The following is a 26490-nucleotide window of genomic DNA, read 5'->3' as shown; positions in this document are numbered from 1 at the left end:
ACGGGAACCCTAGTGAACGGGTGGGAAACCATGGGGCACGCAGAGCGGGACGGCGACCGCGCGGGACGCGCGGACCGGCTGCTTTTCCTCCTCACCTCCCGCCGTCACATCGATCTGCTGCGCGTCTGCAGCGCGGCGTAGTCCCCCCACGAGGCGCCGGCGGACCGGTTCCCCTGACGCCGCGCCACCCGCCGGGCCCCGGCCCTGCCCGGCAGCACCGTGCGTCCGCCCGTCCGGGCCCGCCCGTGCGCCGCCAGGTGCCCGCCCGCACGTCCACGCACCGGACCTCGCACCCAGGGACACGTATGACCACCACCTTTGCCGCAGCCGCCGCCGACCCGGCCTTCCGGGGCCGGATCGGCTCCGACGCGCGCAGCGGCCACTACCCTGTACCGCACCGCTACCGGCTCCACCTCTCCCCGTCCTGCCCGCACTGTCTGGGCATCGCCATCACCCACGGCCTGCTCGACCTCGGCGACACCCTCCCCGTGACGCACCTCCCCGCCGTCCCCGACGCCCCGGACTGCGGCTACGCCGCGCTCCGCCCCCTCTACGAGGCCAGCGCCCACCAATACCGCGGACCGGCCGCGGCCCCGGTGCTCAGCGACGACTGGACCGGACGGATCGTCAGCACCCACGCCCCCGACATCCTCCACGACCTGGCCGCGCGGTTCGCCGGCCCCGGCCCCGACCTGTACCCGGCGTCCGCCCGGGACGCCATCGACGCGCTGGTGCACCGCTGCGAGCAGGACATCAACCAGGCCGCCCAGCAGGCCGGCCGCCTCGGCAGCGACCACCCCGGCTACGCCTCCGCCCTGGACACCCTGCTCGGCGCGCTCGCCGCACTGGAGCAGCAGCTCGCCGACCGCCCCTACCTCCTGGGCCCCGAACTGACCGTGGCCGACGTACAGTTGTGGGTGACCCTGGTCCAACTCGACACCGTCCACCGCTGGCACCTCGACGCCGCGGCGGTGCAGCGCATCGCCGGCCACCGCCACCTGTGGTCCTACGCCCGTAGCCTGGCCGCCCGACCTGCCTTCGCCCGTTCCCTCGACCTGGACGCCATCGCCCGCCGCCACCACGCCCGTTGCCGGGGTCGGGAGGCCGCCGGCGCGGCCGTCCAGATCGTGGACTGGACCACGGCCCCCGCCCCCGACCAGCACGTCACGCCGGCGCCGCGCTGACTCCCCACCGGCTCACGTCGCCACCCGTAGCGGCAGCGACTTCAGCCCGTTGATGAAGTTCGACACCAGCCGCGGTGGCGGTCCGGCGACCGCCACCGCGGGCAGCAGCGCGCAGGTCTCCTCGTAGAGCACCCGCAGCTGCAACCGGGCCAGGTGCGCGCCCAGGCAGACGTGCGGCCCGTCCCCGAACGAGACGTGCGGGTTCGGGGCGCGGCCCAGGTCCAGCCAGCCAGGTTCGGCGAAGACCCGTTCGTCGTGGTTGGCCGAGGCGTGGAAGACTACGACCTTGTCGCCGGCGCGGATCCGCCGGCCGGCCAGCTCCGTGTCGACCGCGGCGGTGCGGCGGAAGCTGAGCACCGGCGGGTGCCAGCGCAGCAGTTCCTCCACGGCCGGGCCCATCGGCACCGCGCCGGTGCGCAGCGCCGCGTAGGCGTCCGGATGTCCGGCGAGGGCCAACAGTCCACCCGGCGCGGCGCTCCGCACGGTGTCGTTGCCCGCGACGGTCAGCAGGAAGAAGAACATCTCCAGCTCCGGAACGGCCAGTTCGCGGTCGGCGGCCAGCACCGTCATCACGTCGTCGCCCGGGTGCCGCCGCTTGTGCGCGGCCAGTTCGCGGGCGAACGCGAACATGTCCCGGAGCATCGCGGGGGAGCGCGGATCGACGGGCCGGCCGCTCGCCCCGGTCACCGCCGGGCCGGCCTCGTCCGGGTCCTGATAGCCGATGACCCGCCGGGTCCAGTCCAACAGCAGACCGCGTTCGGCGGGCGGCACGCCCAACAGGTCGGCGAGGTTGCGCAACGCGTAGTCGTCGGTGACGGTCCCGACCAGGTCGCACACCCCGTCGGCGGCCCGCGCCGCGTCCACCGCCGCGGCCAGCAGGGTGCGGGCCCGGTCCCGTACGGCGTGCTCGAAGCGGTCCACCCGGCGCGGGGTGAAGGCCCGGCTGACCAGGCGCCGCAGCCGGTTGTGCGCCGGAGGGTCCTGATTGAGCATCATGCGCCGGATGAACGGCAGGTCGGCGGGGTCGGGGTCGCGGATCTGGGTGGCGCCCAGTCGGGACGAGAAGGTCCGCGCGTCCTTCAGCACCCGGACCACGTCCCGGTGCCGGGTCACCGCCCAGAACCCGGGGCCGGCCGGCCAACCCAGCACCTCCGGCTCGTCCTGCCAGGCCACCGGATGGTGGTCGCGGAGCAGCCGGTAGGCGTCGTGCGGCAGCCCGGCGGCGTAACGGCGCGGATCGAAGACGTCGGGAACGTCCGGGGAGGGGACCGGCTCCGGGCCGGGTACCGACCGGGCCCCGCCGGCGCTGCCGGTCACCCGGCCACCGGTCCGCCGTCGCCCGACCGTCCGGCGCACCACCCGTGCACCGCGCCGACCTCGTACGCACCCCCACCGTGCAGGGTGTGCGGCAGGACGAAGGAAGCCACGCGCTCTCCCGTTGTGTTCCGGGCCGGGCACCGCCGGCGGACGGACGACCACAACCACCCTGTCCCCGCCCGCACCACCCCGCAAGAGTGCCCCGCCCACCGGCGCTTTGGCATGATGCCCCGTCACTCGGATCGAGACAGGGGAGAACTACGTGATCGGAGCAGCCATCAGCGCATTACCGGGACTCCTGCCGGCGTTCCTCGTCCTCGCCGCGGTCCTGGGGGCGGCCGCCACTGCGGTGGCCAAGGGGAGGGGTGCCCCGGTCGCGTTGTCCGTGCTGTGTGCGGTCGCGGTCGCAGGCGTGCTCGTCGTCACGCTGCTGCCGGGGCACGGCGGATCGGGGCCGGGCGGGTCCTGCGACGTGGGCCTGCCCGGATGGGCCTTCCTGGACTCGGAGTCGGCACGCCTGAACGTCGCGCTGTTCGTCCCGCCGAGCTTCCTCGCGGTGCTGCTCTTCCGCCGACCGGTCGCCGTCCTGGCCGGGTGCCTGCTCCTCGCCGGCGGCATCGAACTCCTCCAGGGGACGACCGAACTCGGCCGCGCGTGCAGCTACGACGACCTCAAGGCGAACGCCCTCGGCGGGTGCCTCGGCGTCCTCCTCGGCGCGGTCGGCCTGTGGGCCGCCCGGCGTCGCTGCCCGCTGACCCGCCGGGACGCCCTGCGCGGTGCCGCTGCGGCCGCGCTCGGCGGAGCACTGCTGGTGGGGGCGTTCGCAATGGCCGTCGAACCGGTCGACGGGGAGGCGCGGGCGCAGCAAGGGCGCGTCGAGTGGGGAGGCCAGGAGAACTGGCTCGACGGGGTCGCCGCTGACCTGTTCGGTGGCGGCGACTCGGCCATGACGGTGCTGCGGAAGCGGCTGCCCGGCGGTGGTTGGCGGCTGACCGTGGAGGTGCAGAGCCACGGCTCGTTCGTCGTCCGCTGGCCGGAACGCCGGCTCGAACGCTTCGCCTGGCCGGCGGGGGACGGCGCTGCCGACGACACCGGTGCGTTGCCCGCCGGTCGGGTCCGTGCCGTCGGCGACCGGTTCGTGCGGAAGTGGTTCCCGCAGGTGGCGGACGCCGCCGAGGTTAAGTCCCGGCCGTCACCGGACGAACGGCGCGGTCACGTGCTGCGCTACCGGCACACCGCACCGGACACCGCGGGGCCCGGGGCGCTGGAGGTGCGGGTGTCGCCCACCGGCCGGGTGGTGGAGCTGATCACGCGCGGCGTTCCGGAGCCGGAGCCGGAGCTGAAGCTGAGTCCGGTCTGAGGGCCGGTGGCTGGGAGCATTTGCAGAACTCTCTCGAATGGGGATGGGAGAAACCCTTTCGCCTCTTACATGCCAAATGAAAGACGAATGGATGCCCAAGCCAGCGCCAGAATGCGGCTAAGGTGGGGTAGGTTTGAGCCATGAGTGAGGGTCAGCTCGACAGTGTTGAGGCTTTGCTGGAAGAGGCGCGGCTGATGGCGCGCATGCCGGAGCCCGCGGAACGATTGCGGCTGCGCGAGGCGGCGGGGTTGTCGCGGGCCCAGGTGGCGACCGCCGTCGGCGTGGGCCGGCAGACCGTTGCCAACTGGGAGTCCGGCGAGACGGACCCGCAGCCGCCCGGGCGCGTCAAGTACCTGCGCCTGTTGGAGGGGCTCGCCCAGATCCACCCGGCGCCGGCCCAGTCAGCGGCCCAGTCAGCGGTGCGGGCTCCGGAGCCCGGGGGCGTGGCGCAGCCCGCGCCCGGTGCCGCGGCCGCGCCGGACTTCGCGGCGCAGACCGCCTGGCGGCCGGACGGCCTGGCCGTTCAGGGCGAGCCCGGTCCGTGCGTCCGCTGTGGTGTGCTGACGCCCTTCCGGTCCACCGACGGCCGCCCGCTGCACGCCGGTGCCATGTGTCAGCCCCCGGCCGTCAGTTCGCAGGTCAGTGCCCCCGTGTCGGCCGCCGTCCCGCCCCAGGCGGCCGTCGCCCCGGCTCCGGTCGCGAGCCCCCCGGCCGCGCCGGCGCCGTCGCCGACCCCCGCGCGGGTGCCGTCGCGGCCGCAGCGTCGGGCGCAGTCCTCCGCTCGTGCGCAGGCCGAGACCAACACCCTGATCGCCGGTGCGGTGCATGAGGAGTTGGCGCGTGCGGAGGGTGATGCGGATGTGGCGTTGCAGGCGTTGGTGAAGCGGGCGATTCCGGATGTGATGCGGTTGTTCGAGGAGACCCGGGCGACGGCGCGGTACCAGTACACGGCGTATCCGTCGCTGCCGGACATCTTGCACAAGCCCTCGAAGCGGGAGCCGGACCAGATCTGGGAGGCCCGCCCCAACTTCCACCACCCCCACTACTCCCTCAAGGCCCCCGGCGACGTCCACGTCACCGCCCTGGACGCCAACGCCGCGTACCTCTCCGCCCTCAAGTGCTGGTTGCCGATCGGCAAGTTGGAGCACCACGCGGGGGACGACGGCGTCGACGCGAAGCGTGCCGGCGTCCACCTGATCACCCCGGCCCCGTGGCTCCACCCCCACCTGCCCGACCCGCTCGGGGACCGCGAGGAGCCCGGCGCGCTGTGGATCACCGACGCCACCTTGCGCCTGCTGCTGCGCCTGTCGGGCCCGAAGTACGCCCTGATCGAGGCGCCGACGGTGCACGAGTCGTGGACGTCGGGTGCGACGGAGAACTTCCTCGACGCCCTGCGCAAGGTCCTGGCCGCCGCACGGGAGGATGCCCTGGCGCAGGACGACTCGATCACCGAGGGGTACGTCAAGGCGATGTACTCGAAGTTCATCTCGACGATGGGGGAGTCGATCCACAACCGTGAGATTCAACGTCCGGACTGGATGCACATCATTCACAGTCAGGCGTACGCCAACCTGTGGGGCAAGGCGTACAAGGCGCATCAGGCGGGCCTGGAGGTGATCGCGATGATGGGTACCGACGAACTCCATCTCGCCGGCGATTGGCGGCAGGTCTTCACCGAGGGGCGTGGCCTGGCCCAGATGAAGGTCAAGCACGGCGACGCCAAGGCCTCCGGTGAGTACACCGTTGGCCGGGTGGTCCGCTGATGGCGCTGGATTCGCGGTGGCGCAGGATCGGCCACTACGGCGCCCGGGCCCTGCCCGGCTGGGTCTGCACCGCCGAGGGCATCGACCGCATGGTGACCGGCATCGAATCCCCGGTCACCTCCGAGCGCGGCCTGTCCGCCCGCCTGCGCTACCTGACGGCGTCCGACGCCGGCTACGAGGCGATGGACCGCGCCGGTATTCACGTCCGCCCCCGCACCCTCATGGCGTGGTTGGCCGAGGAACGCACTCCGAGCAAGGCGAATCTCGCGCGCCTGGACGTGGCGTACTGGGACCTGCGGCGCCGCAACGTGGTCGCCGACCTGAAGCGTCGCCTCGTCAACAGCGGTCGCGGCACCCGCGTGGAGATCGACCCCGCCGACCAGTCGCAGGTGGATCCGCGTCACCGGCGCGACGTGGAGACGCGTTCGATCAACGTCCGCGGGCTGATCTGGGACCGGGCCGTGGATGCGTGGATCGCGCACGACGCCCGGGAACTCGAAGCGATCTGGGACGAGATCATCCAAGGCGGCCTCGGCACCGACTGGGACGCCTACACCTACGTCTCCTCCGTCGGCTGGGCCGCCTGACACGCCACGCGGGCCCGGAGTCCTCGCACGCACCGCGAGCGTTGCATCGCCGCGGTCGACTCCGGGCCTTCGCGCGTCCGCCAGCCCGTCCCGTCCGCGTGCCCGTCTCGTCTCCGTGCCCGTCCCGTCTCCGTGCTCGACGTCCGGCGTCGGGTGTTGGGCGTCAGGCGTCGGGTGTCAGCAGCTCGTCCAGTTCGGCGGCGAACAGGAGGGCGGGGTCGAGGTCCATTCCGGCGAAGTGCCCGGCGAGTTCCAGGGACAGGGCGCCGTGCAGTCGGGTCCAGAAGGCCAGTGCCTGGCGGAGGGCGGCGGGGGAGGCGGGGTGACCCTCGGCCCAGTCCCGGTGTCCTTGCAGGTGGGTGGTGAACGGCGTTGCCTGGCCGTCCGCGGTGAGTGCCGCACAGGCGTCGAGCAGGGTGCCCATGATCTCGGCGGAGATCTCGGTGATGTCGTCGGGCGCGTGGTAGCCGGGCACGGGCGTGCCGTAGACGAGGAAGTACCGCTGGGGGTCCGCCAGGGCCCAGTCGCGCAGTGCGTGCGCCAACCCGGCCAGGTCGGCGCCGGCCGCGGACGCCGTGCGGAAGGTTTCGGCGAGGCTGCGGTACGCGTCCCGGATGAGTGCGGTGATCAGCTCGTCGCGGCTGGCGAAGTAGCGGTAGAGCGCCGGGCCGCTCATCCCCATCTGTTTGGCGACGGCGTTGAGGGAGAGTGCCGGCACCCCCGCCAGGGCGATCTGTTCCCAGGCACGTTCCTTGATCTCCGCGCGCACCTGACTGCGGTAGCGCTCCCGAGGGGTCTGCGCGTCCGTCTTCCCCACGGCCCGCCGCCTTTCCGCGTCACTCGGCTACGTATTCAAGCTTCCGTTAGAAGCTATCACGCAACCTCTTGACCGGCCGGTCCGGCGTTCGTTATAACTTCTAACGAACGCATAAGCCTCTAGCTGTGTGGGGCATGCGGCGGCGGGCGCGGCACGAGCCGGCACCCGCACGCCCGACGCGCCACGCCCACCCGTCAACAAGCAAAGGGGAACGCCATGTTCGACAGTCGTCACACCCGTGTCCGCGCCGCCCTGTCCACCGTCCCGCTCGTCGTCGGCCTCCTCGGCACCGCCGCCGTCGCACCCGCCGCGGCCGGCCCCCGCCACCCCGCTGCCTCCCTGACCTGCCGCGGGAAGGGCGTCGACCCCGACGCGCGAGTTCGCTACAGGACCGAGACACTGATCCACGCGCCCCTGCGCACCATCTGGAAGGTGCAGACCGACGTGGCGCGTTGGCCGTCCTGGCAGGCGTCCGTCGCGACCGCGGAGCGCCTCGACCACGGCCCGTTCCGCTCGGGCTCGGCGTTCCGCTGGACGATGCCGGTGCCCCCCAACCCCTCGACCCCCGCCACCCGCCTGGAGATCACCTCCACCGTCGAGCAGCTCAAGCGCAACTCCTGCATCCGCTGGACCGGCCCGGCAATCGGGGAAGGGCTGCACATCGACGGCGTCCACGTGTGGAACTTCACCCAGGTCAAGGGCGGCGTCCGGGTGAGCACCGAGGAGACCCACACCGGCGCCCAGGTCGACGCGGACGTGCCCGCCGCCACCGCCCTCCTGCGCCAGGGCCTCGACGCGTGGCTGGGCGAGCTGAAGGCCACCGCGGAAGGGCGAACCCACCACCGGCCGCGCTGAGTCACGACGCCCCGGACCTGCGCCACCGCACCGGTGCAAGTCGGTGGAAGTCCGGGCATCGACGTGACTGCGGACCGGAGGGCCTCTGATCCATTCGTGACGGACTTATGACATTTGTCGGCCCGGTGGAAGGGGAGGAATGGAGGTGACCAGGGTCCGGCGGATCACCCGTCAACCGCCGAGCAACAGTGGAGAGTTCATGATGCGTACCAGTGGGAAGATCGTCGTCACCGCTGCCGCCGTCGCGCTGGTGGGCGCGGTGGGCGTGGGCGGGGGAGTGGCGCAGGCTTCGTCCCCGACGGCCCTCGCGGCCGGCAAGGAGAGGCCCTCCGCCTGCCGTCCCGCCAACCACACCGCCAAAATCACCGCGGCTCCCGCCACGTCCGGGCACCACCACTACCGCGTCACGCTCACCGCGGCACCGGGCTACGACCCGTGCCGGCTGGCCGGTTCGCCGATCGACGTGCGCTTCTACCACCACGGTGTCCTCAAGGGCGTCACTGCCGGCCACTACGGTCCGCAGGGCACGGTGGTGACCTTCGGCCCGGGACACCCGGTGCACTTCGACATCCAGGTGCCCAACAGCGCCGGCGGCGTCCCCGCCGACGAGGCGACATTCACGCTGAAGGCCCCCGGCGGCGTGATCCCCGGTGAGTCCAGCGCCAACGGCCGGCTCACCGTCGACGCCGGCACCGTCATCGGCCCGGTCCGCCCCGGCGCGTAGCCCCCCGGCACGCCGGGCGACGTCCTGCACGGCACCGAGCTGACCTCCCCCGTACCCGGACCCGGCATCCTTGGGCCTGGGTCTGGCGCGGGGGAGGAGAGGGGGCGGGGCTCGCGGGTGGGGTTCGCTCGTCGCCGCTTCCGGTCCTTCGTCCGGCGGTCGCGCGCACCGTGGCCGGTGGTCTGCTCCCGGGGGGTCGGGCATTTCCGGCAGACTGCTGCGATGGACGTCTACGCATCCCTCGCCGACATGGTCGGGAACACCCCGCTGGTACGCCTCAACCGCATCACCGCGGGCCTTTCCGTGCCGGTTTACGCGAAGTTGGAGTACGTCAACCCGGGCGGGAGCGTCAAGGACCGCATCGCCCTGTCCATGGTGCGGGCCGCCGAGGACGCCGGACTGCTGCGGCCGGGCGGCACCATCGTGGAGACGACCTCGGGCAACACCGGGGTGGGCCTGGCCATGGTGGCGGCGCAGCGCGGCTACCGCTGCGTGTTCACCCTGCCGGAGAAGAGCAGCGCCGAGAAGGTGGCGGTGTTGCGCGCCTACGGTGCCGAGGTGGTGGTCTGCCCCGGTGACGTGCCGCGCGAGCACCCCGACCACCCCAGGGCGGCGGCGGAGCGGATCGCCCGGACCACGCCCGGTGCGTGGTTGGCCGACCAGTACAACAATCCCGCCAACCCGCGCGCGCATCGCGGCAGTACCGGCCCGGAGCTGTGGCGGCAGACGGAGGGACGGATCACGCACCTGGTGTCGGGCGTCGGTACCGGCGGCACGATCAGCGGCACGGGCGGCTATCTCAAAGAGGTGAGCGAGGGCCGGGTCCAGGTGATCGGCGCCGACCCGGAGGCGTCCGTCTACTCCGGCGGGCCCGGCACCGCGTACGCGGTGGAGAGCATCGGCCTGTTCCGGCACCCCGAGACGGTGGACGACTCCTGGCCGCAGTCGTTCCACACCGACGTGGTGGACCGCTTCGAGCGGATCAGCGACCGCGACTCGCTGGTGACCGCCCGCCGACTGGCCCGCGAGGAGGGGCTGTTGGTCGGCGCGTCGGCCGGTACCGCGGTGGCCGCCGCCCTCCGGGTCGCCGTCGGGCTCGGTCCGGACGACCTGGTGGTCGTGGTGATTCCGGACTCCGGCCGCAACTACCTGAGCAAGGTCTTCGACGACGGGTGGCTGCGCGAGCAGATCGGCGACGACACGACCGTCGGCGGGGCGTAGTCGGCCGAGGCGCCGTGGGCGTGGTCGGGCGGCCCGAGGAGTTGCGGGCCGCCCGACCACCGGGCGGTCAGGCGCCGGAAGGGGCGAGTTCCCGCTCGCGATCGGTCTCGCGGGCGGCGAAGGGGCACTGCCAGTCGGCGGGCTTGGGGCGTCCGGAGTAGCGGCGGGTCTCGGAGAGCTCCTCGTACTCCGTCAGGTTGGGGTTGATGTCGCCCTGCAGCTTGATGTCCTGCTTGCGTATCTTCTCCGCGAGCCGGTCCCACATGCCGGCGCCCTTGATGTGGGCGAACTGCTCGTGGGAGTTGAAGGCCAGCATGGGGAAGGGAGGACGGCGGCCCCACCGGCGGTGGGTCTCGTGCAGGCCGATCACGAAGAACGGATGGCCGGCGACGCTGTAGGCGAACTCCTTGGCCTGCGGATCCGACGCGTAGCCGTCGGCCCAGCGATGGGTCTCGGCGTCCGTCTCGTGCAGGAGTTGCAGATGCTGCCAGAGGAGTTCCTCGAACCGCAGCTCATCCACCCCCCTCGGTCGCTCGAAGGTCGCGATGAAGCTCGTGAACGAGCGGGCGCTCCAGTTCGCCCCGTTCACGAACTCCGCAAGGTCGAGCGCCATCAGCCGAGCCGATTCGACGCCCCCCAGCAGGTCATAGTGCCGGTGTGTGATTCCGCCCTGGCGCCAGGCAGCGCGTCCCGCCAGGCAGGCGAACTGGTCGCCCAGGATGAACTGCTCGACCTGCTCACGCGCATCCGACGTCATGGCCAGCCTTCCTTCCACCAACGTGCCTCCTCGAAAAGGGAGATCATCTCCTTCAGGCATCCGAAAGCGCCCACCCCACAGCGGCCGGAACCGGTCCACGGCAGCAGGCATCGCGGCTGCGCGGACCGACCCGGTTCGCGGAGAACGGGGAAGGTCGCTGAGTGATTGTGACCGGCGAGGGCCGCTCGGCGAAATCCCCTCCGCGACTCCGTCGCGACGAATTCCTCACATCGCCGGACGGACGCGGGCATTTTTCCGAGCGGATTCCTGGGAAAGGGGTGTCGCGGGCCGTCGGTCGAGGCCCGTCCGGAGCAAAACCGCCGTGCAGCGGAGCGCCGCACCGGTGGGCCCGTCACGGCCTGCCGCACGGGCGCGACCAGCCGCTTTCCCTCTTTCTCGCCCGATGACGGATGTGGGGCGGGTCGCCGGTCCCGTTCCGGTCGAGGTGGCGGATGCCGGCGGCGGTTCCGGCGGCGGTTCCGGCGGGGCGACGAGCCTTGGGAAGCCCGACGTCGTCGCGCCCCCGCGCCGCGCGCGCCACGCGGAATCGGGATGCGCAGCGGCTGCCGGCCCTGGCAGGCTGCGTGCATGCCGCTCGTTGACGTGTCGCCCGGAGTGTCCCTCGCCTACGAGACCTTCGGGGATCCCCGTGACGCCCCCGTGCTGCTCGTGATGGGTTTCGGCGCCCAGATGATCGCCTGGCACGAGGACCTCTGCCGCGCGCTGGCAGACCGCGGTCGTTACGTGATCCGGTACGACAACCGCGACTGCGGACTGTCCACGAAGTTCGACGGGCACCCCGTCGACATGGGGCGGTTCATCGCCGCGGTGACCTCGAAAGACCTCCCCGCCGCGCTGGCGATGGTGCCCTACCGGCTCCAGGACATGGCCGACGACGGCCTGGGCCTGCTCACCGCGCTGGGCATCGACCGGGCGCACGTGGTGGGGGCCTCCATGGGCGGGATGATCGCCCAGACCATGGCCCTCAGCCATCCGGAGCGGGTGCTGACCCTGACGTCCATGATGGCGTCGACCGGCGAAGGCGCGTACGGCCAGCCCACCCCCGAGGCGCAGGCGGTGCTCTTCAGCCCGAAGCCGGCGGACCGCGCGGGGTACGTCGCGGCGGCGGACCGGGAACTGGTGTGGGCGTCCAAGCGCTACGGTGACGCCGCGGCCCTGCGCGAACTGGCGGCGCTCAGCTACGACCGTTCCCACTACCCGGCCGGGATCGGGCGTCAGCTCGGCGCGATGGTCCTCAGCGGTTCACGGGCGGACGCGCTCCGGGAACTCCGGGTGCCGACGCTGGTCCTGCACGGACTGGACGACACGCTGATCGATCCCAGCGGCGGGCGGCGCACCGCGGACCTGGTGCCCGGCGCCGAACTCCGGCTGATCCCCGACATGGGCCACGACCGCCCGCGCGAACTCTGGCCGCAGCTCCTCGACGCCCTGGAGCGGCACACGGGCTGAGCGTCCGGCGGTCCGCCCCCGGTCGGTCGGGGCGGTGGCGCCAGGCGGGCGGGGGCCTCGCCCGCCAGCGAGGTCATCGTCCTGTCATCGCCGTTTCATCGGTGGTGGTTAGCGTCGACGCGCGTCCGTAGCGGCGTCGGTGGTCGACGCGCGCCCTGCGCCGGCACCGGCGCTGGTCAACGGCAATCCACGTACCCGTCAGGCGGCTCTGAAAGGCATCGATGCAATGACACGTCCATCGGACGAGCGGGACGCGACGGTCGGCGGACACACCCGCCGCAAGCTCCTCAAGATCGGTATCGGCGCCGCCGTGGGGGCCGGGGTCATCGGTTCGACCACCGGTGTGGCGCGGGCCGGTGGGCCCGGCGATCCTTCCAGCCCGACCATCGCCTACAAGGTGAAGAACCTCAGCGGCCCGGCCGAGACCGGCCCGTTCGCCTCGCCGTGGACGGACCTCGGCATCCCCGTGCGTTGTCCGAACGGCACCATGCTGTTCGTCGGCGGCGACACCTTCAACGGCGACCACGTCCCGCAGCCCGGCGAGCCCGCCGACGACTGGCGGGCCCCGGTCGGCCTGCGCTCCAACAGCGCGGACCTGAACAACCTGCGCATCGACGGCAGCGTCGGCGGCGGCCACGCCAACAGCCTCGTCGACGAACCGCACAATCCGGTCGGCGACAAGGCCACCACGGCGATCCCCTCCGACGTGTTCGTCGTCGACGGCGTGATGTACATGCACCTCATGCGCGGCGTCATCTACGACACCCACCACACGGACTTCTGGCGCTCCACCGACAACGGCGAGACCTGGCAGTACCTCTGCCAGTGGCCCGCCGACCTGCACGGCGGCCAGTTCCAGCAGAAGACCTACGCGGTGGCCGACGACGGCTTCTGCTACGTGCTGTCCACGGTCTTCAACCGCGAGGTGGAATCGGGGATGCTCCTGCACCGCGTGCGGAAGGAGAGCCTCGGCGACCCGGGCGCCTACGAGCCGTGGGGCTACGCCGACGGCGGCTGGCGGTGGGGCGCGCCCCCCACCACCGTCTTCGGCGTCCGCAAATGGGGCGAGATCTGCTTCCGCGCGATGGACGGCAAGTACGTCCTGACCTGGCTGAACATGAACGCGCTGTCGATCCGGGCGATGGTCTTCCCGCTCCCGACGTCCGACCTGACCAGGACGCTGGAGCAGACCATGATCCTGCCCGGCGCTCCGGGCCAGGAGGTGGGCAACCTCGTCGCCAGTCCGTACGGCGGATTCGTCGTCCCCGGTTCGACGTTCGGCGACTTCCACATCGTCGTCAGCCAGTGGTACGACCCGAGGAACTACCGGTTCATGCAGTACAAGGTGCACATGCTGTCCTGAGCCGGCGCATCCAGTGCGGGCCCCGGCCTCGGGTGGGGCCCGCGTCGGCGACGGCCGGTGGGGCGGTCGTGGTGCCGGCCGCCGCCGTCCTCACGTCGCGATCCGTAGGACGCGTGGGGGGCGGGGCGCAGGCGCGGGGGTGCGCAGCGGCGTGCGGCCCGGGGTGATGCTGCCGAGGAGGGCGGCCCGGCGGGCGCCGGTGCTGGTGGGCACGGTGCCGGGCAGTCCGTGGAACGTGAGGAAGCCCAGAACGGCGAAGGCCAGCGCTTCCTTGGCCATGGCGGGCAGCCCGAGCGCGTCGCTCGGACGCAGCGGCACGCCAGGGAGTTCCTCGGCGAGCATCCGCATGAGGGTCGGGTTGCGGGTTCCGCCGCCGGAGACGATCAGTTCGGTGACGCGGTGGGCGCGGCAGGCGTCGCCGACGGTGACGGCGGTCAGCCGGGTCAGGGTGGCCAGGACGTCGTGGGCGTCGAGCCCCGGCGCGGCGTCCAGGGCTCGCCGGAGGTAGGGCAGGTGGAAGTGCTCCTTGCCGGTGGTCTTGGGGGCGGGCCGGCGGTAGTACGGGTCGGCCAGCAGCCGGCGCAGCAGGTCGGGGTCGGTGCGGCCGGCGGCGGCCCGGCGTCCGTCCCGGTCGTAGCGGGCCGCGCCGCCGGTGAAGTGGTGGACCGCGGCGTCCAGGAGCGCGTTGGCCGGGCCGGTGTCGAAGGCCAGCGGCGCGGTGTCGGGGGCGACGACGGTGATGTTGGCGATGCCTCCGAGGTTGAGCGCCGCGGGTGTGCCGGGGAGCGCACGCAGCAGCAGGGCGTCCGTCATGCTGACCAGCGGGGCGCCCTGTCCGCCGGCCGCCACGTCCCTGCTGCGGAGGTCGGAGACGACGGGCAGGCCGGTGCGCTCGGCGATCCAGGCGGGTTGGCCGAGTTGGAGCGTGCCGCGGACGGTCCCGTCCTCGACCCAGTGGTAGAGCGTCTGGCCGTGGGAGGCCACGAGGTCGGCGGCGTCGGCGCACAGTTCGTGCCGGGCGCGTTCGGCGGCGTCGGCGAAGGCGTGGCCGATGCCGGTGTCCAGGGCGCAGACGTCCCGTGCGGTGGTGGTGGCCGGGGGCAGCGTGGCGGCGATGAGGTTCCGCAGGTCGTCCGGGTAGGGGACGGAGAGGTGCCCGAGCGGGCGCAGGTGCAGGGTGTCGCCGTGGAGCGCGAGGTCTGCGGCGGCGGCCTCGATGGCGTCGTAGGACGTGCCGGACATCAGACCGATCACGCGCAGGGCGTCGCCGGGTGCGGGGGCCGTGGTGCGGGCGGGGCGGGAGGGCGGCACGGGGGTGCCTTCCTGTCGTCGGGAGGGCGGGGACGGGCGGTGCGGCGGAGGTCGGTGGCGGGGCTGGTCCTCCTCAGCATGCCGTCGACGAGGGGGAGTTGTGTGGGGAGGCGGGCAGTGGCGGGCGCGCGTCGTGCCGGCCGGCAGGGGCCCGCTCCGGGGCGGCCGGGACGGTCGCCGTATACGGCGCACCTGCGCGCACGCGGGGCCGGGCGCAGGCGCCGGCACAGGTCGCCGGGGGAGCCGGAGCCACCTGAAGGGATCTTCAGGTGGCTTCAGTTGGGCTTCAGGTGGGTTCGGCCACTGTGGTGGCACAGCGTTCGACAGCGCCGGGCCCGGACGACCGGGGCCGCGTCCCACCATCGGAGGAGAGCCCATGAAGCGCCACCTCGTCATCGCCGCCGCCGCGGTAGCCCTGCTGGCCGGCGGCACGGTCACCGCCGTCGCGGTCAGCGGTGACGGTTCCGGCGGCAGCGCACCGGCGGCGGCCCCGGCCAACGGGCCCGGCCGCCCGGACGTCGAGGACCTCCAGGAGGCCCGCGCGGCCCGGGTGACCGCCGCCCAGGCCGCCGCCGTCGCCCTCCGGGCCGTCCCGGGCAAGGTCTCCGACCTCGATCTGGACCGCGATCGGCCGGGCCTGGTGTGGGACGTGGACGTGCTGGGCGACGACGGCCGGTGGCGCGAGATCACCCTCGACGCGCGCACGGCCCGGGTGCTGAGCCAGCGCGTCGACCGCGGGGACGACGACGATCACGCCCGGGAGCGCGCCACCCTGGTCGGTGCCCGGACGGGCGCCGTCGACGCGGTCCGGAAGGCCGCCGCCGGGTACGGCACGGTGACGTCCGTGGAGTTGGACGACGACCACCGTGCCACGCCGGTGTGGGAGGTCGAGACGGTCACCGGCGACGGCACGGAGCACGCGCTGCTCGTCGACCCGCACACCGGCGCCCTGCGCACCGTCTCCCCGCGCGAAGCGGACGACGACCACGACGGTGGTGACGACTGAGCGGGCGGGACCGGTGGACCGGGGCCGGTGGACCGGGACCGGACGGCGGAGGCGCCGGCCCCGGTCCACCGGTCCCGCCGGCGCCGAGTCGAGCCGGCGGGCGCGCCACCGGCCCCGCCTACCGTGCCAGGACCGCGGTGAGCGCCCGGTGCAGGGCCCCGGCCGGATCGGCCGGTGCTTCGACGGTCCGCCAGGCGACGACGCCGTCCGGTCGGATCAGGCTGGCGCCCGACGGGCCGATGCCGTAGCGGATGAGGAACTCGCCGGCCGGGCCGGTCAGTTGCTCGCCGATGACGTGGGGCCGCACGGTCGTCCCGAGGCGCGCCGCGACCTCGGCGGCGACGCCGGACCAGAATCCGCCCTCGGCACCGGACAGCAGCACGAAGTCACGCCCGAAGAGGTGCACCGTGGACGTCGTGCCGCCGTCGTGGCGCAACCACACGTGCGGCGCGCGGAATCCCGGTCGGCCGCTCGGCCGGTACGGGTCCTCGGAGTTGGCGGGGTCGTCGTCCTCGATGCGCACCGCGGACGAGCGGTAGCGGAAGCCGAGCGTCACGGGGAGCGTGCCCTGTTGGTCGGTGGCCGGCTCGGGGTCGGCGTCCTCGTCGGCCGGTGCGGCCCCGCGGCCGGCGAGCAGCCGCAGTGCCGCGGCGACGACCCGGTCGGCCATCGGGCGGCGCTCGGCGTCGTAGGAGTCGAGCAGCGCCGGCCCGGCCGACGCGTCGAGCACCGCGGCGAGTTTCCAGGACAGGTCGAAGGCGTCGCCGATGGCGGTGTTGCCCCCCAGCCCGCCGCTCGGCGGGGTCACCTTCGCGGCGTCCCCGGCCAGCAGCACCCGCCCCACCCGGAACCGGTCCGCCACGGAGGCCGCCATCTCCCACGGCTGCACGGCCTTGATCTCCGGTCGGAGGTCCGGCAACTCGGTGACCCGGCGGACCAGTTCGGTACAGCGCTCGGTGGTGAGGTCCGCCGGTGACGGCCCGTCGGCGGGGTCGTGGGCGACGCTGTAGAGGTGCCGGCCGGCGGTGTGGTCGAGGGTGAGGAAGATGCCGCTGGCCCCGTCGCCGTGGAGCACGTGCAGGGTCGGTTCCCGGTCGGTCAGGTCACCGAGGTCGGCGTCGAAGATGATGCTGATGTTGTGGCCCAGGCTGCCCGGGCCGTGCCGGTCGACGCCGAGGGCGCCGCGCACGCCGCTGCGGTTGCCGTCGGCGGCCACGAGGTAGTCCGCCCGCACCCGGCTCGGCCGCTCGTCGGAGCGTCCGCGGAGCACGGCGGTCACGCCGTCGTCGTCCTGGTCGAAGGAGACCAACTCGGTGTCGAAGCGCAGTGCGGCACCGAGGTCCTCGGCGCGCCGGCGCAGCAGCGGCTCCAGCACGTCCTGGCCGGCCGTGCCCAACGCGGCCGGGGACAGCGCGTCGAGGTCCGCGGGATCGGCCTCCGAACGCTCCTCGCGCCAGGCCGGCCCCCGCAGGCCGGCCGCGATCCTGACCCGGAACGTGGGCCGGCCCGGCGTGTGCGTCGGAACGTCGTCGGCGATCCCGCCGAACCCCAGCAGCTCCATCGTCCGTTGGTTCTGCCCCACGGCCCGGGGGAACGGCGAGGTCCCGGAGCGCCGCTCGACCAGCAGCACGTCGACTCCGCGCCCCGCCAGGAACATGGCGCTGGCCAGGCCGGCCAGTCCGGCCCCCACGACCAGTACGGACGTCCGCTCCGTCACGGCCCTTCCCCCTCACGCGATGCCCGCTGCGGTGCGGGACGGATCTCTGTCAACTCCCCTCCACTCTAGGGGCGTTGCCGAAGAACGTACCGTCCGTGCGGGAGTCAGGAAGGGGAGGACGGGCGTCCGCCGGTCGGGGAGACGGTCGGGGAGACGGTCGGGGAGACGGTCGGGGAGACGGCGGGGGTGAACTGCCGTGCGCGCGCCGTGCGGTTCGGGATCAGTGCGCGGTGGCTCGTGCGGTGGTCGCGGTGCGCGCGACGGCCTCGCGGACCGCCTCCAGGGCCGCGGTGCGGTCCTGCTCGGTCAGGTGGGCCGGTCCGTAGGTGATCACGGGGTCGAGGACCTGGTAGCCGACGAACTCCAGCATGCCGCGGTGTATGTGGAACAGGAAGTCGTCCATCGCGCCGAGGGTGCCGCCGGGTTGGAAGGACTCGTTGGGGCCGCCGGTCGTGAACAGCAGCATCGCCCGCTTCCCGGCGAGCGCGGCGTCCCCGAAGAGTCCGTAGTCCCCGCCGAAGACCCCGCCCATCACGAAGACCCGGTCCACCCAGCCCTTGAGGATGGCGGGCAGCGAGAACCACCAGAGCGGGAACGACAGGACGAGCAGATCGGCGGCGAGCAGGCGGTCGAGGTGGGCCCTGACGGTCGCGTCGAGCGTCCCGTCCTTGATCGCACGCTGCTGCTCGGCCTGCGGCTTGAAGTGGCCCTCCACCGGGGCGAATTCCGCACGGTCGAGGACCGGGGCCCACGCGTCGGAGTAGAGGTCGAGCACGTCGACCCGGTACCCGGCGTCGCGCAGGGCCTGGGCCGCGGTGGTCATCTGGGCGGTGCTGAACGAACGGGCCTCGGGGTGGGCGTGCACGATCAGGGCTGTGGGCGCAGCATCGAAGGTCGACATACCCCAATCATATCGACGTATCGCGATGCGTCAATCAGATACTGGTGTCGATCGCCCGTGCCACCTCGGCCAGTCGCTCCTCGTTGCGCCGGTAGTGGGTCCACTTGCCCACCCGGGTGGGCAGCACGAGCCCCGCCCGTTCGAGCGTGCTCATGTAACTGGAGACGGTTGACTGGGCGAGCCCCGACTTCGCCTGGATGTGGGTGACGCACACCCCGACCGACCCGCGGTCCGCGATCGGCTCGTACGCCACGAAGTTCTCCTCCGGGTCCTTCAACCACTGCATGATCTGCAGACGGGCGGGGTTGCCGAGGGCCTTGAACACCTCGATCAGCTCGCCCGCCGCCGGTCCCGCCGTCGCACCCATGAGCCACCTCTCTCGCCAGGCATTCCGACACACCACGATATCTCGATGCCTGGGCGGGCCGGTGCCGGCGTGTCGGCCCCCTGCCCGCCGGGGAAGGAAGCCAGGACGGTCACGCGTACCTGAGGAGGACGGTCATGACGTTGTCGACGGCGTTCACCGCGTCGTTCGGTGTCCGGCACCCGATCGCCCTGGCCCCGATGGGAGGGGCGGCCGGCGGTGCCCTGGCGGCGGCCGTTTCGCGCGGCGGGGGGCTCGGGATGCTGGGGGCCGGGGGTGGGGAGCCGGCGTGGTTGGCCCGCGAACTGCCGCTGGTGGCGGGCTGCGGGAAGCCGTGGGGCGTCGGCTTCCAGTCCTGGGCGATCGGCCCCGCCGCGGTCGAGCAGGCGCTGGAGTGCGAACCCACCGCCGTGATGTTCTCCTTCGGGGACCCCACCCCCTTCGTCGGGCGCGTCCGCGAAGCCGGAGCGGCGGTGATCGTCCAGGTGACCGATCTGGAGGAGACCCGGCAGGCACTGGACCTGGGCGCCGACGTCATCGTGGCGCAGGGCACCGAGAGCGGCGGGCACGGCGCCCGGCACGGCCGATCGACGCTGCCCTTCGTGCCGGTCGTGGTGGACCTGGCGGCACCGGTGCCGGTGCTGGCCGCCGGTGGCATCGCGGACGGCCGCGGGGTGGCCGCGGCCCTGGTCCTGGGCGCCGCGGGGGCGCTCGTCGGCACCCGCTTCCAGGCGACGGCCGAGGCCCTCGTCGACGCCCCGACCGCCGAGGCGCTCGTCCGGGGACGCGGACAGGAGACCGAGCGCAACCGCATCCTCGACATCGCCCGGAGTTCCCGATGGCCCGCCAAGTACACGGCGCGCACCCTGGGACACCCGTACCTCGACCGGTGGCGGGGCCGCGAGGACGAACTCGTGGGGGACCCCGAGGCGACCCGCCGGGCCTACCGGGCCGACGTGGCGAGCGGCGAGGTGCCGCCCGCACCGGTCTGGGCGGGCGAGGGCGTCGACCTCGTCACCGACCGGCCCCCCGCCGCCGACCTCGTCGCCACCCTGGCCGCCGAGGCCGCCGACGCCCTGGCCCGGGCCGGACGCCACTGACGGGGACGAGCCGAGCCCGCGCGCCCGCGGCTACCGGGGCGCGTCCGGGCCGGACCGGAGCAGGCCCGCCTCATGGGCCAGCAGGGCGGCCTGCACGCGGTTCGCCACCCCGAGCCGGGTCAGGATGCGGTTGACCCGACTCTTCACGGTGGCCTGGGACAGCCCCAGTTCCTCGCCGATCTGGAGGTTGGAGCGGCCCCGGGCGACGAGTACCAGCACCTCCGACTCGCGGGCGGTGAGGGCGCCGACGCGCCGGGCGGCGTCGCCCGGCGGCGGCGGGGCGCCGGGCAGCAGCCCGGCGGGCAGCGCGGTGAAGGCGCCGATCAGGCGCTGCGTGACGCTGGGCGCGAGCATCGCCTCGCCGTCGGCCACCACCCGGATGGCGTGGGCGAGTTGGTCCGGCGGACTGTTCTTGAGCAGGAAGCCGCCGGCCCCGGCACGCAGCGCCGCGTGCACGTACTCGTCGAGGTCGAAGGTGGTCAACACCAGGACGCGGGGCGGCGGACCGGGGTGCGGCCACTCGGCGCGCAGCCGGCCGGTGGCCTCGACGCCGTTCGTGCCCGGCATCCGGATGTCCATCACCACCACGTCCGGGCGCAGTGCGACGGCGAGCGCGACCGCCTCCGCGCCGTCCGCCGCGGCGCCGACGACCTCGAAGTCCGGGCGCCGGCCGAGCACCGCCCGCAGCGCGTCCCGGACCATCTCCTGGTCGTCGGCGAGGAGCACCCGGATCGTCATGCCGGAACCTCCAGCGGAAGGGCGGCGGACAGGCGCCAGCCGGCGCCGTCCGGACGCGGCCCGGCACGCACCGTGCCGCCGAACGCACCGACCCGTTCGCGCACCCCCAACAGCCCCCGGCCGGAGCCGGGCGGCGGCCGGTGCCCGGCGCTCGCCGGCCCGTTCTCGACGGTCACCGTCACCGCCGCCCCGTCCCGGTGCAGCGCCACCCGCACGTCGGTGCGTCCGGCGTGCTTGAGGACGTTGGTGAGGGCCTCCTGGACGATGCGGTAGGCCGACACCTGGAGCGCGGGCGGCAGGTCCCCCAGGGGCCCGTCCACCGTCGAGGTCACCCGGCAGCCCGCCGCCTCCACCGCCGCGAAGAGCCGGTCGAGGTGGCGCAGGGACGGCTCCTGGGCCGGGCCGACCAGGCCGTCCTGCTCCGCGGCCCGCTCCCCACCGGCCGTCAGCAGGCCCAGGATGCGCCGCATCTCGATCAGCGCGGTGTCGGCGGTCGTCGCGATCCGGGCCACGCCCCGCCGGCCGTCCGCCGGTGCGTCCGGCAGCACCTCCTCGGTGGCGCGGGCCTGGACGGCGATGGCGCTCACGTGGTGCGCGACCACGTCGTGCAGGTCGCGGGCGATCCGGGCCCGCTCGGCGACGACCGCCTGCCGGGCGTTGACGGCCCGCTCGGCGCGCAGCCGCTCGTTGGCCTCCCGCAGGTGGGCGTTGGCGTCGCCGAGCCGCTCGTTGAGGTCGCGCAGCCGGTCGGCCTGGAGCACGATCCGCCGCCGCCCGTACCCCACGAGCCAGGCGACCCCGTAGAAGACGACGAAGGTGGTGGCGGTGACCGGCTCCACCGAACCCGGTTGCGGCGGCCCGGTCCGTCCGGTGAGCAGGTCCGTCGTCACCGCGGTGGCCAGGGACAGCACCGTCCACCGCACCCCGGTCGGCACCGGCGTGTACCGGGCCACCGCGTACACCGCGAAGACCAGCAGGTACGGGCCCGGGATCTTGCCCGGCACCGGATCCGCCACCTCGAACGCGACGAACGCCGCGGTCATCGCGCACAGCACGGCGCGCGGCCAACGGCGCCGCCGGACCAACGGCACTGTCTGGAGCCCCCACAGCACCACCCCGAGCGGTCCCGGCGCCGGCGCGCGGGACAGCAGCGTCAGCACGTCGAAAGCGGTCAGCCCGCCGCCCAGGGCGAGGTCGGTGAGCCAGCCGCGCCGCAGGGCGAACCAGTGCCGGAGGCCGCGCAGCGCGGCCGTGAATTGCGTGTCCATGACTGACCGCAAGGCTATCCAGCCGCACCGGCCCCGGCGATCCTGCCCGAGGAGGGAACGGAAACGCCGCCGACGCAACCAGGGTTGCGCGGGCCCCGCCCCGGATCCCCACCCAGGACGACGCCGCGACCGCCCCGGCCTCCCTAGCGTCGACCCCAGACCGGAGCGCGCCACCCGGCGTCACCTCGAAGGGACCGACGAACCACGTGAACACCACGAGCACCGCCGGGCGGCCGGACCGCACCGGCCCCCGACCGCCCGCGGCCCGGGCCCGTTGGGCCTGGCTGACGCTGGGCACCGCCGCCCACCTCCTCGCCGTCGGCGGCCGTTGGGACGTCGCCGCCGCGGCCTGGATCTTCCCCGTCCTCCTGCTGCGCTTCGCCCGCACGGGCCGGGTCTGGTCCGGCGCCCTGTGGCTGTGGCTCGCCAACACCGCGGCCGCGGTCGGCTGGTTGGTCGAGTCGGCGCTGTTCAGCCCGTTCGTCCTGGCGGGCGCGGTCGGCCTCGCCGCCCTGCTGACCCTGCCGTACCTCCTGGACCGGCTGCTCGTCGGCCGGGTGCGCCCCTGGGCGGCGCTGCTGGTGTTCCCCGCGTCGGTGGCCGCGGCGGAGTTCCTGATCACCCTGCTCTCCCCGTTCGGCACCGCCTACGGTTCGCAGGCGGCCACCCAGGTCGACGTCCTGCCGCTGCTGCAACTCGTCTCGGTCACCGGCTCCTACGGCATCGGCTTCCTCCTCGCCTGGTGCGCCACGGCCGTCAACGCGCTGTGGGAGGCGGCCTCGTGGCGCGCGGCCCGGCGCACCGTGGTCACCTGCGCGTCGGTGGTGCTGGCCGTCGTCCTCGCTGGCGGCGCGCGACTGGCCTTCTGCCCGCCGGACGGGCCGACGGTGCGGATCGCCGCCGTCACCGCGGACGCGGCCCTGATCCGGGCCCAGAAGGCCGCGTACGCCCGGGCCACCGGCGGGCGCGCGGACCTCGTCGCCCACCCGCCGCCGGGCCTCCGGCCGGCCCAGCGCGCCGTCCTGGACAGTCTGCTGGCCGCCACCCGGCGGGAGGCCGCGGCCGGCGCGAAGATCGTAGTCTGGCCCGAGCAGGGCGTGCGGGTGCTGGCCGCCGACGAGTCCGCGACGATCGCGGCGGCCCGGGCGGCGGCCCGCAGCTCCCGGGTCTACCTGGAGGTCGGCCTCGGTGTGCAGACCGCCCAACCGCCCGCCTACGGCCGCAACGAGGCGCTGCTCGTCGACCCCGGCGGCACCGTCCGCTGGACCTACCAGAAGGCCCATCCGATACCCGGCTCGGAGACCTTCGTCCCCGGTGACGGCCGGGTCCCGACCGCCGCGACCCCGTACGGCCGGCTGGCCAACGTCATCTGCTACGACGCCGACTTCCCCGGCATGATGCGGGTGCCCGCCGACATCATGCTGGTCCCCTCCCACGACTGGGCGGAGTACGGGCGCGCGCACACCCGCAAGGCCGCCCTGCGCGCCGTCGAGGCCGGCTACGCGCTGGTCCGCCCGGACGCCGAGGGCGTCACGGCCGCCTTCGACGACCAGGGGCGCGTACTCGCCAGCACGGACTACTTCACCACCGACCGCCAGGCCACCGTGGCGTACGTCCCGGTGCACGGCACCACCACGGTCTACGACCGGATCGGCGACGGCTTCGCCTGGCTGTGCCTGGCCGCCGTCGGGGCGCTGCTGGCGGCCGGCGCGACCGCCGGCCGACGCCCTGCGGCGCCCACCCGAAGCGCCGGCTGACCGGGCCCGACCGGCCTGCCGGTCACGGGAGTCGGCCGGCGCGGGGACCCGGTCGTGCACCGGTCACGGACACCTCGGCGGGACGCAGCAGCCGGTCGCCGACCCGGAAGCCGCGGCGGACGACCTCGGCGCAGACCGCGGGTCCGTCCGGCGCGCTCCGGGCGACCGGCCCGTTCGGTTCGGGCGGGGTGTAGGCCACCGCCTCGTGGACGGTCGGGTCGAACGGCTCACCCACCGTGCCGAAGGAGGTCAGGCCCAGGGCCGCCAACTCCGTCTCCAGGACGGCGGCGACGCGCCCGAAGCCGTCGGTCACCTGGCCCTGCTCGGCGGCCTCGGCGATCGCGTCGAGCACCGGCAGCAGCCGGGCCAGCACGTTGGCCACGGCGACCTGGCCGACGGCCAGCCGGTCGCGGTGCACCCGCCGCCGGTAGTTGTCGAACTCGGCCTTGAGCCGTTGCAGATCGGCCGTGCGCTCGCGCAGTTCGGCCGCCAGCCGTACGGCGTCGGGCCCCTTGGTGCCGCGCCGGGCGGGACCCGGGGGCGCGGCGCGCCGCTCCGGCCGCGCCGGGTCCGGCTGCGCGCGGGGCGGCGGGGTCGGACCGCGTTCCGGCCCGGTGCGCCCGACCAGGGCGAGCGGCGGGCGGGGGAGGCGACCGACATCGGTCGGACGGTTCATCGTCCGCCTCCTTCCTGCTTGTCGTCGTCGACGATCTCGGCGTCGACCACGTCGTCCTCGGCCTTGGCCTGCTGGCCGCCGCCGGCGCCCTCGGCACCGGCCGCACCCTGGGCGGCCTGGGCGTCGGCGTACATGGCCTGTCCCAGTTTCTGCGAGACGGTCGCCACCCGCTCGGACGCGGTGCGGATCGCCGCACCGTCCTCGCCCTTGAGCTTCTCCTTCAACTCGCCGACGGCGGACTCGACCTCGGTCCTGACCTCGGCGGGCACCTTGTCCGCGTTGTCCTGGAGGAACTTCTCGGTCTGGTAGACGAGTTGTTCGCCCTGGTTGCGGGTCTCGGCGGCCTCGCGCTTGCGACGGTCGTCCTCGGCGTACTGCTCGGCGTCGCGGACCATCCGGTCGATGTCGTCCTTCGGCAGCGAGGAACCGCCGGTGACGGTCATCTTCTGCTCCTTGCCCGTGCCCAGGTCCTTGGCGGTCACGTGCATGATGCCGTTGGCGTCGATGTCGAAGGAGACCTCGATCTGCGGGATGCCGCGCGGGGCCGGCGGCAGGCCGGTCAGTTGGAACATCCCGAGCTTCTTGTTGTACGCCGCGATCTCGCGTTCGCCCTGGAAGACCTGGATCTGCACGGACGGTTGGTTGTCCTCGGCCGTGGTGAAGGTCTCCGAGCGCTTGGTGGGGATCGTGGTGTTGCGCTCGATCAGCTTGGTCATGATGCCGCCCTTGGTCTCGATGCCGAGGGACAGCGGGGTGACGTCCAGCAGGAGGACATCCTTGACCTCGCCCTTGAGGACACCGGCCTGGAGGCTGGCGCCGATCGCGACGACCTCGTCCGGGTTGACGCCCTTGTGCGGGTCCTTGCCGGTCAGTTCCTTGACCAGTTCGGTCACCGCCGGCATCCGGGTCGAACCGCCCACCAGGATCACGTGGTTGATGTCGGCGAGCTTGACGCCGGCGTCCTTGACCGCGTTGTGGAACGGTGCCTTGCAGCGCTCCAGCAGGTCCGCGGTCAGCTGCTCGAACTGGGCGCGGGTGAGCTTCTCGTCCAGGTGCAGCGGCCCCTCGGGCGACGCGCTCAGATACGGCAGGTTGATCGTCGTCTCGGTGGCCGCCGACAGCTCGATCTTCGCCTTCTCCGCGGCCTCGCGCAGCCGCTGGGTGGCCATCTTGTCCTGGGCCAGGTCGATCCCGTACGCGTTCTTGAACTGCTTGGTGAGGTGGTCGACGACCCGCTGGTCCCAGTCGTCCCCGCCCAGGTGCGTGTCACCGTTGGTGGCCTTCACCTCGACCACGCCCTCGCCGATCTCCAGCAGCGACACGTCGAAGGTGCCGCCGCCGAGGTCGAAGACCAGGATGGTCTGGTCGTTCTCCTTGTCCAGGCCGTAGGCGAGGGCGGCGGCGGTCGGTTCGTTGACGATCCGCAGGACCTTCAGCCCCGCGATCTCCCCGGCCTCCTTCGTCGCCGTGCGCTGCGCGTCGTTGAAGTACGCCGGCACGGTGACCACCGCGTCCGTGACGTCCTCGCCCAGGTAGGTCTCGGCGTCCCGCTTGAGCTTCTGCAGCACCCGCGCGGAGATCTCCTGCGCGGTGTAGCGCTTGCCGTCGATGTCGCCGCTCTCCGGGAAGCGCCACTGCGCGTCCCCGACGTGGCGCTTGACCGAGCGGCAGGTGCGCTCGACGTTGGTCACGGCCTGGCGCTTGGCGATCTCGCCGACCAGGACCTCCCCGCTCTTGGCGAAGGCGACCACCGACGGTGTGGTCCGGGCTCCCTCGGCGTTGGTGATGACCGTCGGCTCACCGCCCTCCAGCACGCTGACCACCGAATTCGTCGTCCCGAGGTCGATCCCGACTGCTCGTGCCATGGTCCACTCCTCGTCTCGCGGCCCGATCCGGGGCGACGGCGCGCTGCGGGCCCGCACTGGTCGGGACAGCGCCCGACCACGACCCGCACACCACCTCTCACCTGCTGATACGGCGACCAAGCCGGCTACATCATCTGCATAGAACGTGCCCCGCCACCTGTCAAGATGCACCTTTTATTCCGTATCTTCCCCACGGTGGCGGGGGAGCGGGTGCCCGCGCCGGAAATCCGGCTGCGCGGCCGTCGCGGGCGGTGTTACGGTCCGCCGCATGGCGAGGCACAGCAACTTCCTCTGACGGCGTCCTCCGACAGGCGCGGCACACCGGCGTCCCGGTGCCGCCCGCGCCCGCCCGCACGCGTCCCGCCGCCA

At 73.5% G+C, this 26490-nt stretch carries 23 protein-coding genes; 12 read left to right on the top strand and 11 right to left on the bottom strand.

Annotated elements, in window-relative coordinates; translation table 11 throughout:
• Nucleotides 1-305 precede the first annotated feature (305 nt).
• On the top strand, nt 306-1184 hold the full coding sequence (locus tag ABD385_RS29020; RefSeq protein WP_344581634.1) for a glutathione S-transferase C-terminal domain-containing protein: 879 nt from the start codon (nt 306-308) through the stop codon (nt 1182-1184).
• Between the two features lie 12 nt (nt 1185-1196).
• Here the strand turns inward: ABD385_RS29020 and ABD385_RS29015 are convergent, their stop codons facing one another.
• Complete coding sequence (locus ABD385_RS29015) at nt 1197-2501, bottom strand: cytochrome P450 (RefSeq protein ID WP_344581632.1); 1305 nt, start codon at nt 2499-2501, stop codon at nt 1197-1199.
• 262 nt (nt 2502-2763) lie between these two features.
• Here ABD385_RS29015 and ABD385_RS29010 point away from each other — a divergent pair, with 262 nt between their 5' ends.
• From ABD385_RS29010 to ABD385_RS29000, 3 genes are all read left to right on the top strand, one after another.
• The gene (locus ABD385_RS29010; protein ID WP_344581630.1) at nt 2764-3861 is read left to right on the top strand and encodes a VanZ family protein; all 1098 of its coding nucleotides are present in this window, start codon (nt 2764-2766) and stop codon (nt 3859-3861) included.
• 140 nt (nt 3862-4001) lie between these two features.
• Nucleotides 4002-5624 carry a helix-turn-helix domain-containing protein gene (locus ABD385_RS29005; protein WP_344581628.1) on the top strand — a complete coding sequence of 541 codons (1623 nt, stop codon included), beginning with the start codon at nt 4002-4004 and terminating at the stop codon, nt 5622-5624.
• Nucleotides 5624-6211 carry a transcriptional regulator gene (locus tag ABD385_RS29000; protein WP_344581626.1) on the top strand — a complete coding sequence of 196 codons (588 nt, stop codon included), beginning with the start codon at nt 5624-5626 and terminating at the stop codon, nt 6209-6211. The genes ABD385_RS29005 and ABD385_RS29000 overlap by 1 nt, the downstream gene beginning before the upstream one ends.
• 163 nt (nt 6212-6374) lie before the next feature.
• On the opposite strand, the gene ABD385_RS28995 is transcribed toward ABD385_RS29000, so the two are convergent.
• Complete coding sequence (locus ABD385_RS28995; RefSeq protein ID WP_344581625.1) at nt 6375-7028, bottom strand: TetR/AcrR family transcriptional regulator; 654 nt, start codon at nt 7026-7028, stop codon at nt 6375-6377.
• Between the two features lie 216 nt (nt 7029-7244).
• Here ABD385_RS28995 and ABD385_RS28990 point away from each other — a divergent pair, with 216 nt between their 5' ends.
• The 3 genes from ABD385_RS28990 (at nt 7245) to ABD385_RS28980 (ending at nt 9828) form a co-directional block, all read left to right on the top strand.
• A complete protein-coding gene (locus ABD385_RS28990) occupies nt 7245-7883 on the top strand; it encodes an SRPBCC family protein (RefSeq protein ID WP_344581624.1) in 639 nt (212 codons plus the stop codon).
• Between the two features lie 199 nt (nt 7884-8082).
• Nucleotides 8083-8607 carry a DUF4232 domain-containing protein gene (locus ABD385_RS28985; protein WP_344581623.1) on the top strand — a complete coding sequence of 175 codons (525 nt, stop codon included), beginning with the start codon at nt 8083-8085 and terminating at the stop codon, nt 8605-8607.
• A gap of 222 nt (nt 8608-8829) precedes the next feature.
• A complete protein-coding gene (locus ABD385_RS28980) occupies nt 8830-9828 on the top strand; it encodes a PLP-dependent cysteine synthase family protein (RefSeq protein ID WP_344581622.1) in 999 nt (332 codons plus the stop codon).
• Nucleotides 9829-9895: 67 nt separating this feature from the next.
• On the opposite strand, the gene gntA is transcribed toward ABD385_RS28980, so the two are convergent.
• Complete coding sequence (gene gntA, locus ABD385_RS28975; RefSeq protein ID WP_344581621.1) at nt 9896-10585, bottom strand: guanitoxin biosynthesis heme-dependent pre-guanitoxin N-hydroxylase GntA; 690 nt, start codon at nt 10583-10585, stop codon at nt 9896-9898.
• A 588-nt stretch (nt 10586-11173) separates the two neighbouring features.
• Between gntA and ABD385_RS28970 the strand changes: the two genes are divergently transcribed.
• Together ABD385_RS28970 and ABD385_RS28965 are read left to right on the top strand one after the other, a co-directional pair.
• Nucleotides 11174-12055: an alpha/beta fold hydrolase gene (locus ABD385_RS28970; protein ID WP_344581619.1), complete on the top strand. Its 882-nt coding sequence runs from the start codon at nt 11174-11176 to the stop codon at nt 12053-12055.
• A 226-nt stretch (nt 12056-12281) separates the two neighbouring features.
• Nucleotides 12282-13418: a DUF4185 domain-containing protein gene (locus ABD385_RS28965; protein ID WP_344581618.1), complete on the top strand. Its 1137-nt coding sequence runs from the start codon at nt 12282-12284 to the stop codon at nt 13416-13418.
• A 90-nt stretch (nt 13419-13508) separates the two neighbouring features.
• On the opposite strand, the gene ABD385_RS28960 is transcribed toward ABD385_RS28965, so the two are convergent.
• Nucleotides 13509-14678, bottom strand: a complete 1170-nt coding sequence (locus tag ABD385_RS28960) for an anhydro-N-acetylmuramic acid kinase (RefSeq protein WP_344581662.1) — start codon at nt 14676-14678, stop codon at nt 13509-13511.
• A gap of 427 nt (nt 14679-15105) precedes the next feature.
• Here ABD385_RS28960 and ABD385_RS28955 point away from each other — a divergent pair, with 427 nt between their 5' ends.
• A complete protein-coding gene (locus ABD385_RS28955) occupies nt 15106-15735 on the top strand; it encodes a PepSY domain-containing protein (RefSeq protein WP_344581617.1) in 630 nt (209 codons plus the stop codon).
• 118 nt (nt 15736-15853) lie between these two features.
• On the opposite strand, the gene rdmE is transcribed toward ABD385_RS28955, so the two are convergent.
• The 3 genes from rdmE to ABD385_RS28940 form a co-directional block, all read right to left on the bottom strand.
• Nucleotides 15854-17452 carry an aklavinone 12-hydroxylase RdmE gene (gene rdmE / locus ABD385_RS28950; protein WP_344581615.1) on the bottom strand — a complete coding sequence of 533 codons (1599 nt, stop codon included), beginning with the start codon at nt 17450-17452 and terminating at the stop codon, nt 15854-15856.
• A gap of 220 nt (nt 17453-17672) precedes the next feature.
• Entirely contained in the window at nt 17673-18353 is a 681-nt protein-coding gene (locus ABD385_RS28945; protein WP_344581614.1) for an NAD(P)H-dependent oxidoreductase, read from the bottom strand.
• Between the two features lie 34 nt (nt 18354-18387).
• Complete coding sequence (locus tag ABD385_RS28940) at nt 18388-18720, bottom strand: ArsR/SmtB family transcription factor (protein WP_344581613.1); 333 nt, start codon at nt 18718-18720, stop codon at nt 18388-18390.
• Nucleotides 18721-18854: 134 nt separating this feature from the next.
• Here ABD385_RS28940 and ABD385_RS28935 point away from each other — a divergent pair, with 134 nt between their 5' ends.
• Nucleotides 18855-19817 carry an NAD(P)H-dependent flavin oxidoreductase gene (locus ABD385_RS28935; RefSeq protein ID WP_344581612.1) on the top strand — a complete coding sequence of 321 codons (963 nt, stop codon included), beginning with the start codon at nt 18855-18857 and terminating at the stop codon, nt 19815-19817.
• Between the two features lie 30 nt (nt 19818-19847).
• Here ABD385_RS28935 and ABD385_RS28930 read toward each other — a convergent pair whose 3' ends face one another.
• Both ABD385_RS28930 and ABD385_RS28925 read right to left on the bottom strand, forming a co-directional pair.
• On the bottom strand, nt 19848-20555 hold the full coding sequence (locus ABD385_RS28930; RefSeq protein ID WP_344581610.1) for a response regulator transcription factor: 708 nt from the start codon (nt 20553-20555) through the stop codon (nt 19848-19850).
• The gene (locus tag ABD385_RS28925) at nt 20552-21823 is read right to left on the bottom strand and encodes a sensor histidine kinase (protein WP_344581608.1); all 1272 of its coding nucleotides are present in this window, start codon (nt 21821-21823) and stop codon (nt 20552-20554) included. Before ABD385_RS28925 ends, ABD385_RS28930 begins: the two co-directional genes overlap by 4 nt.
• Before the next feature lie 206 nt (nt 21824-22029).
• On the opposite strand from ABD385_RS28925, the gene ABD385_RS28920 reads away from it, so the two are divergent.
• The gene (locus ABD385_RS28920; protein ID WP_344581607.1) at nt 22030-23580 is read left to right on the top strand and encodes a nitrilase-related carbon-nitrogen hydrolase; all 1551 of its coding nucleotides are present in this window, start codon (nt 22030-22032) and stop codon (nt 23578-23580) included.
• 22 nt (nt 23581-23602) lie between these two features.
• Here the strand turns inward: ABD385_RS28920 and grpE are convergent, their stop codons facing one another.
• Entirely contained in the window at nt 23603-24256 is a 654-nt protein-coding gene (grpE, locus tag ABD385_RS28915; protein WP_344581605.1) for a nucleotide exchange factor GrpE, read from the bottom strand.
• Nucleotides 24253-26121 carry a molecular chaperone DnaK gene (dnaK, locus tag ABD385_RS28910; RefSeq protein ID WP_344581603.1) on the bottom strand — a complete coding sequence of 623 codons (1869 nt, stop codon included), beginning with the start codon at nt 26119-26121 and terminating at the stop codon, nt 24253-24255. The genes grpE and dnaK overlap by 4 nt, the downstream gene beginning before the upstream one ends.
• Between the last annotated feature and the right edge of the window lie 369 nt (nt 26122-26490).

Origin of the sequence: Streptomyces lunalinharesii (genome assembly GCF_039532155.1) — a bacterium.
Classification (GTDB): Bacteria; Actinomycetota; Actinomycetes; order Streptomycetales; family Streptomycetaceae; genus Streptomyces; species Streptomyces lunalinharesii.
This window is presented reverse-complemented; position numbering and strand designations above follow the sequence as displayed.

Coding starts and splice junctions, on each gene's coding strand:
- ABD385_RS29020 (WP_344581634.1), top strand. CDS start 306: ATGACCACCACCTTTGCCGCAGCCGCCGCCGACCCGGCCTTCCGGGGC.
- ABD385_RS29005 (WP_344581628.1), top strand. CDS start 4,002: ATGAGTGAGGGTCAGCTCGACAGTGTTGAGGCTTTGCTGGAAGAGGCG.
- ABD385_RS29000 (WP_344581626.1), top strand. CDS start 5,624: ATGGCGCTGGATTCGCGGTGGCGCAGGATCGGCCACTACGGCGCCCGG.
- ABD385_RS28990 (WP_344581624.1), top strand. CDS start 7,245: ATGTTCGACAGTCGTCACACCCGTGTCCGCGCCGCCCTGTCCACCGTC.
- ABD385_RS28985 (WP_344581623.1), top strand. CDS start 8,083: ATGATGCGTACCAGTGGGAAGATCGTCGTCACCGCTGCCGCCGTCGCG.
- ABD385_RS28980 (WP_344581622.1), top strand. CDS start 8,830: ATGGACGTCTACGCATCCCTCGCCGACATGGTCGGGAACACCCCGCTG.
- gntA (WP_344581621.1), bottom strand. CDS start 10,585: ATGACGTCGGATGCGCGTGAGCAGGTCGAGCAGTTCATCCTGGGCGAC.
- ABD385_RS28970 (WP_344581619.1), top strand. CDS start 11,174: ATGCCGCTCGTTGACGTGTCGCCCGGAGTGTCCCTCGCCTACGAGACC.
- ABD385_RS28965 (WP_344581618.1), top strand. CDS start 12,282: ATGACACGTCCATCGGACGAGCGGGACGCGACGGTCGGCGGACACACC.
- ABD385_RS28955 (WP_344581617.1), top strand. CDS start 15,106: ATGAAGCGCCACCTCGTCATCGCCGCCGCCGCGGTAGCCCTGCTGGCC.
- ABD385_RS28945 (WP_344581614.1), bottom strand. CDS start 18,353: ATGTCGACCTTCGATGCTGCGCCCACAGCCCTGATCGTGCACGCCCAC.
- ABD385_RS28940 (WP_344581613.1), bottom strand. CDS start 18,720: ATGGGTGCGACGGCGGGACCGGCGGCGGGCGAGCTGATCGAGGTGTTC.
- ABD385_RS28935 (WP_344581612.1), top strand. CDS start 18,855: ATGACGTTGTCGACGGCGTTCACCGCGTCGTTCGGTGTCCGGCACCCG.
- ABD385_RS28930 (WP_344581610.1), bottom strand. CDS start 20,555: ATGACGATCCGGGTGCTCCTCGCCGACGACCAGGAGATGGTCCGGGAC.
- ABD385_RS28925 (WP_344581608.1), bottom strand. CDS start 21,823: ATGGACACGCAATTCACGGCCGCGCTGCGCGGCCTCCGGCACTGGTTC.
- grpE (WP_344581605.1), bottom strand. CDS start 24,256: ATGAACCGTCCGACCGATGTCGGTCGCCTCCCCCGCCCGCCGCTCGCC.
- dnaK (WP_344581603.1), bottom strand. CDS start 26,121: ATGGCACGAGCAGTCGGGATCGACCTCGGGACGACGAATTCGGTGGTC.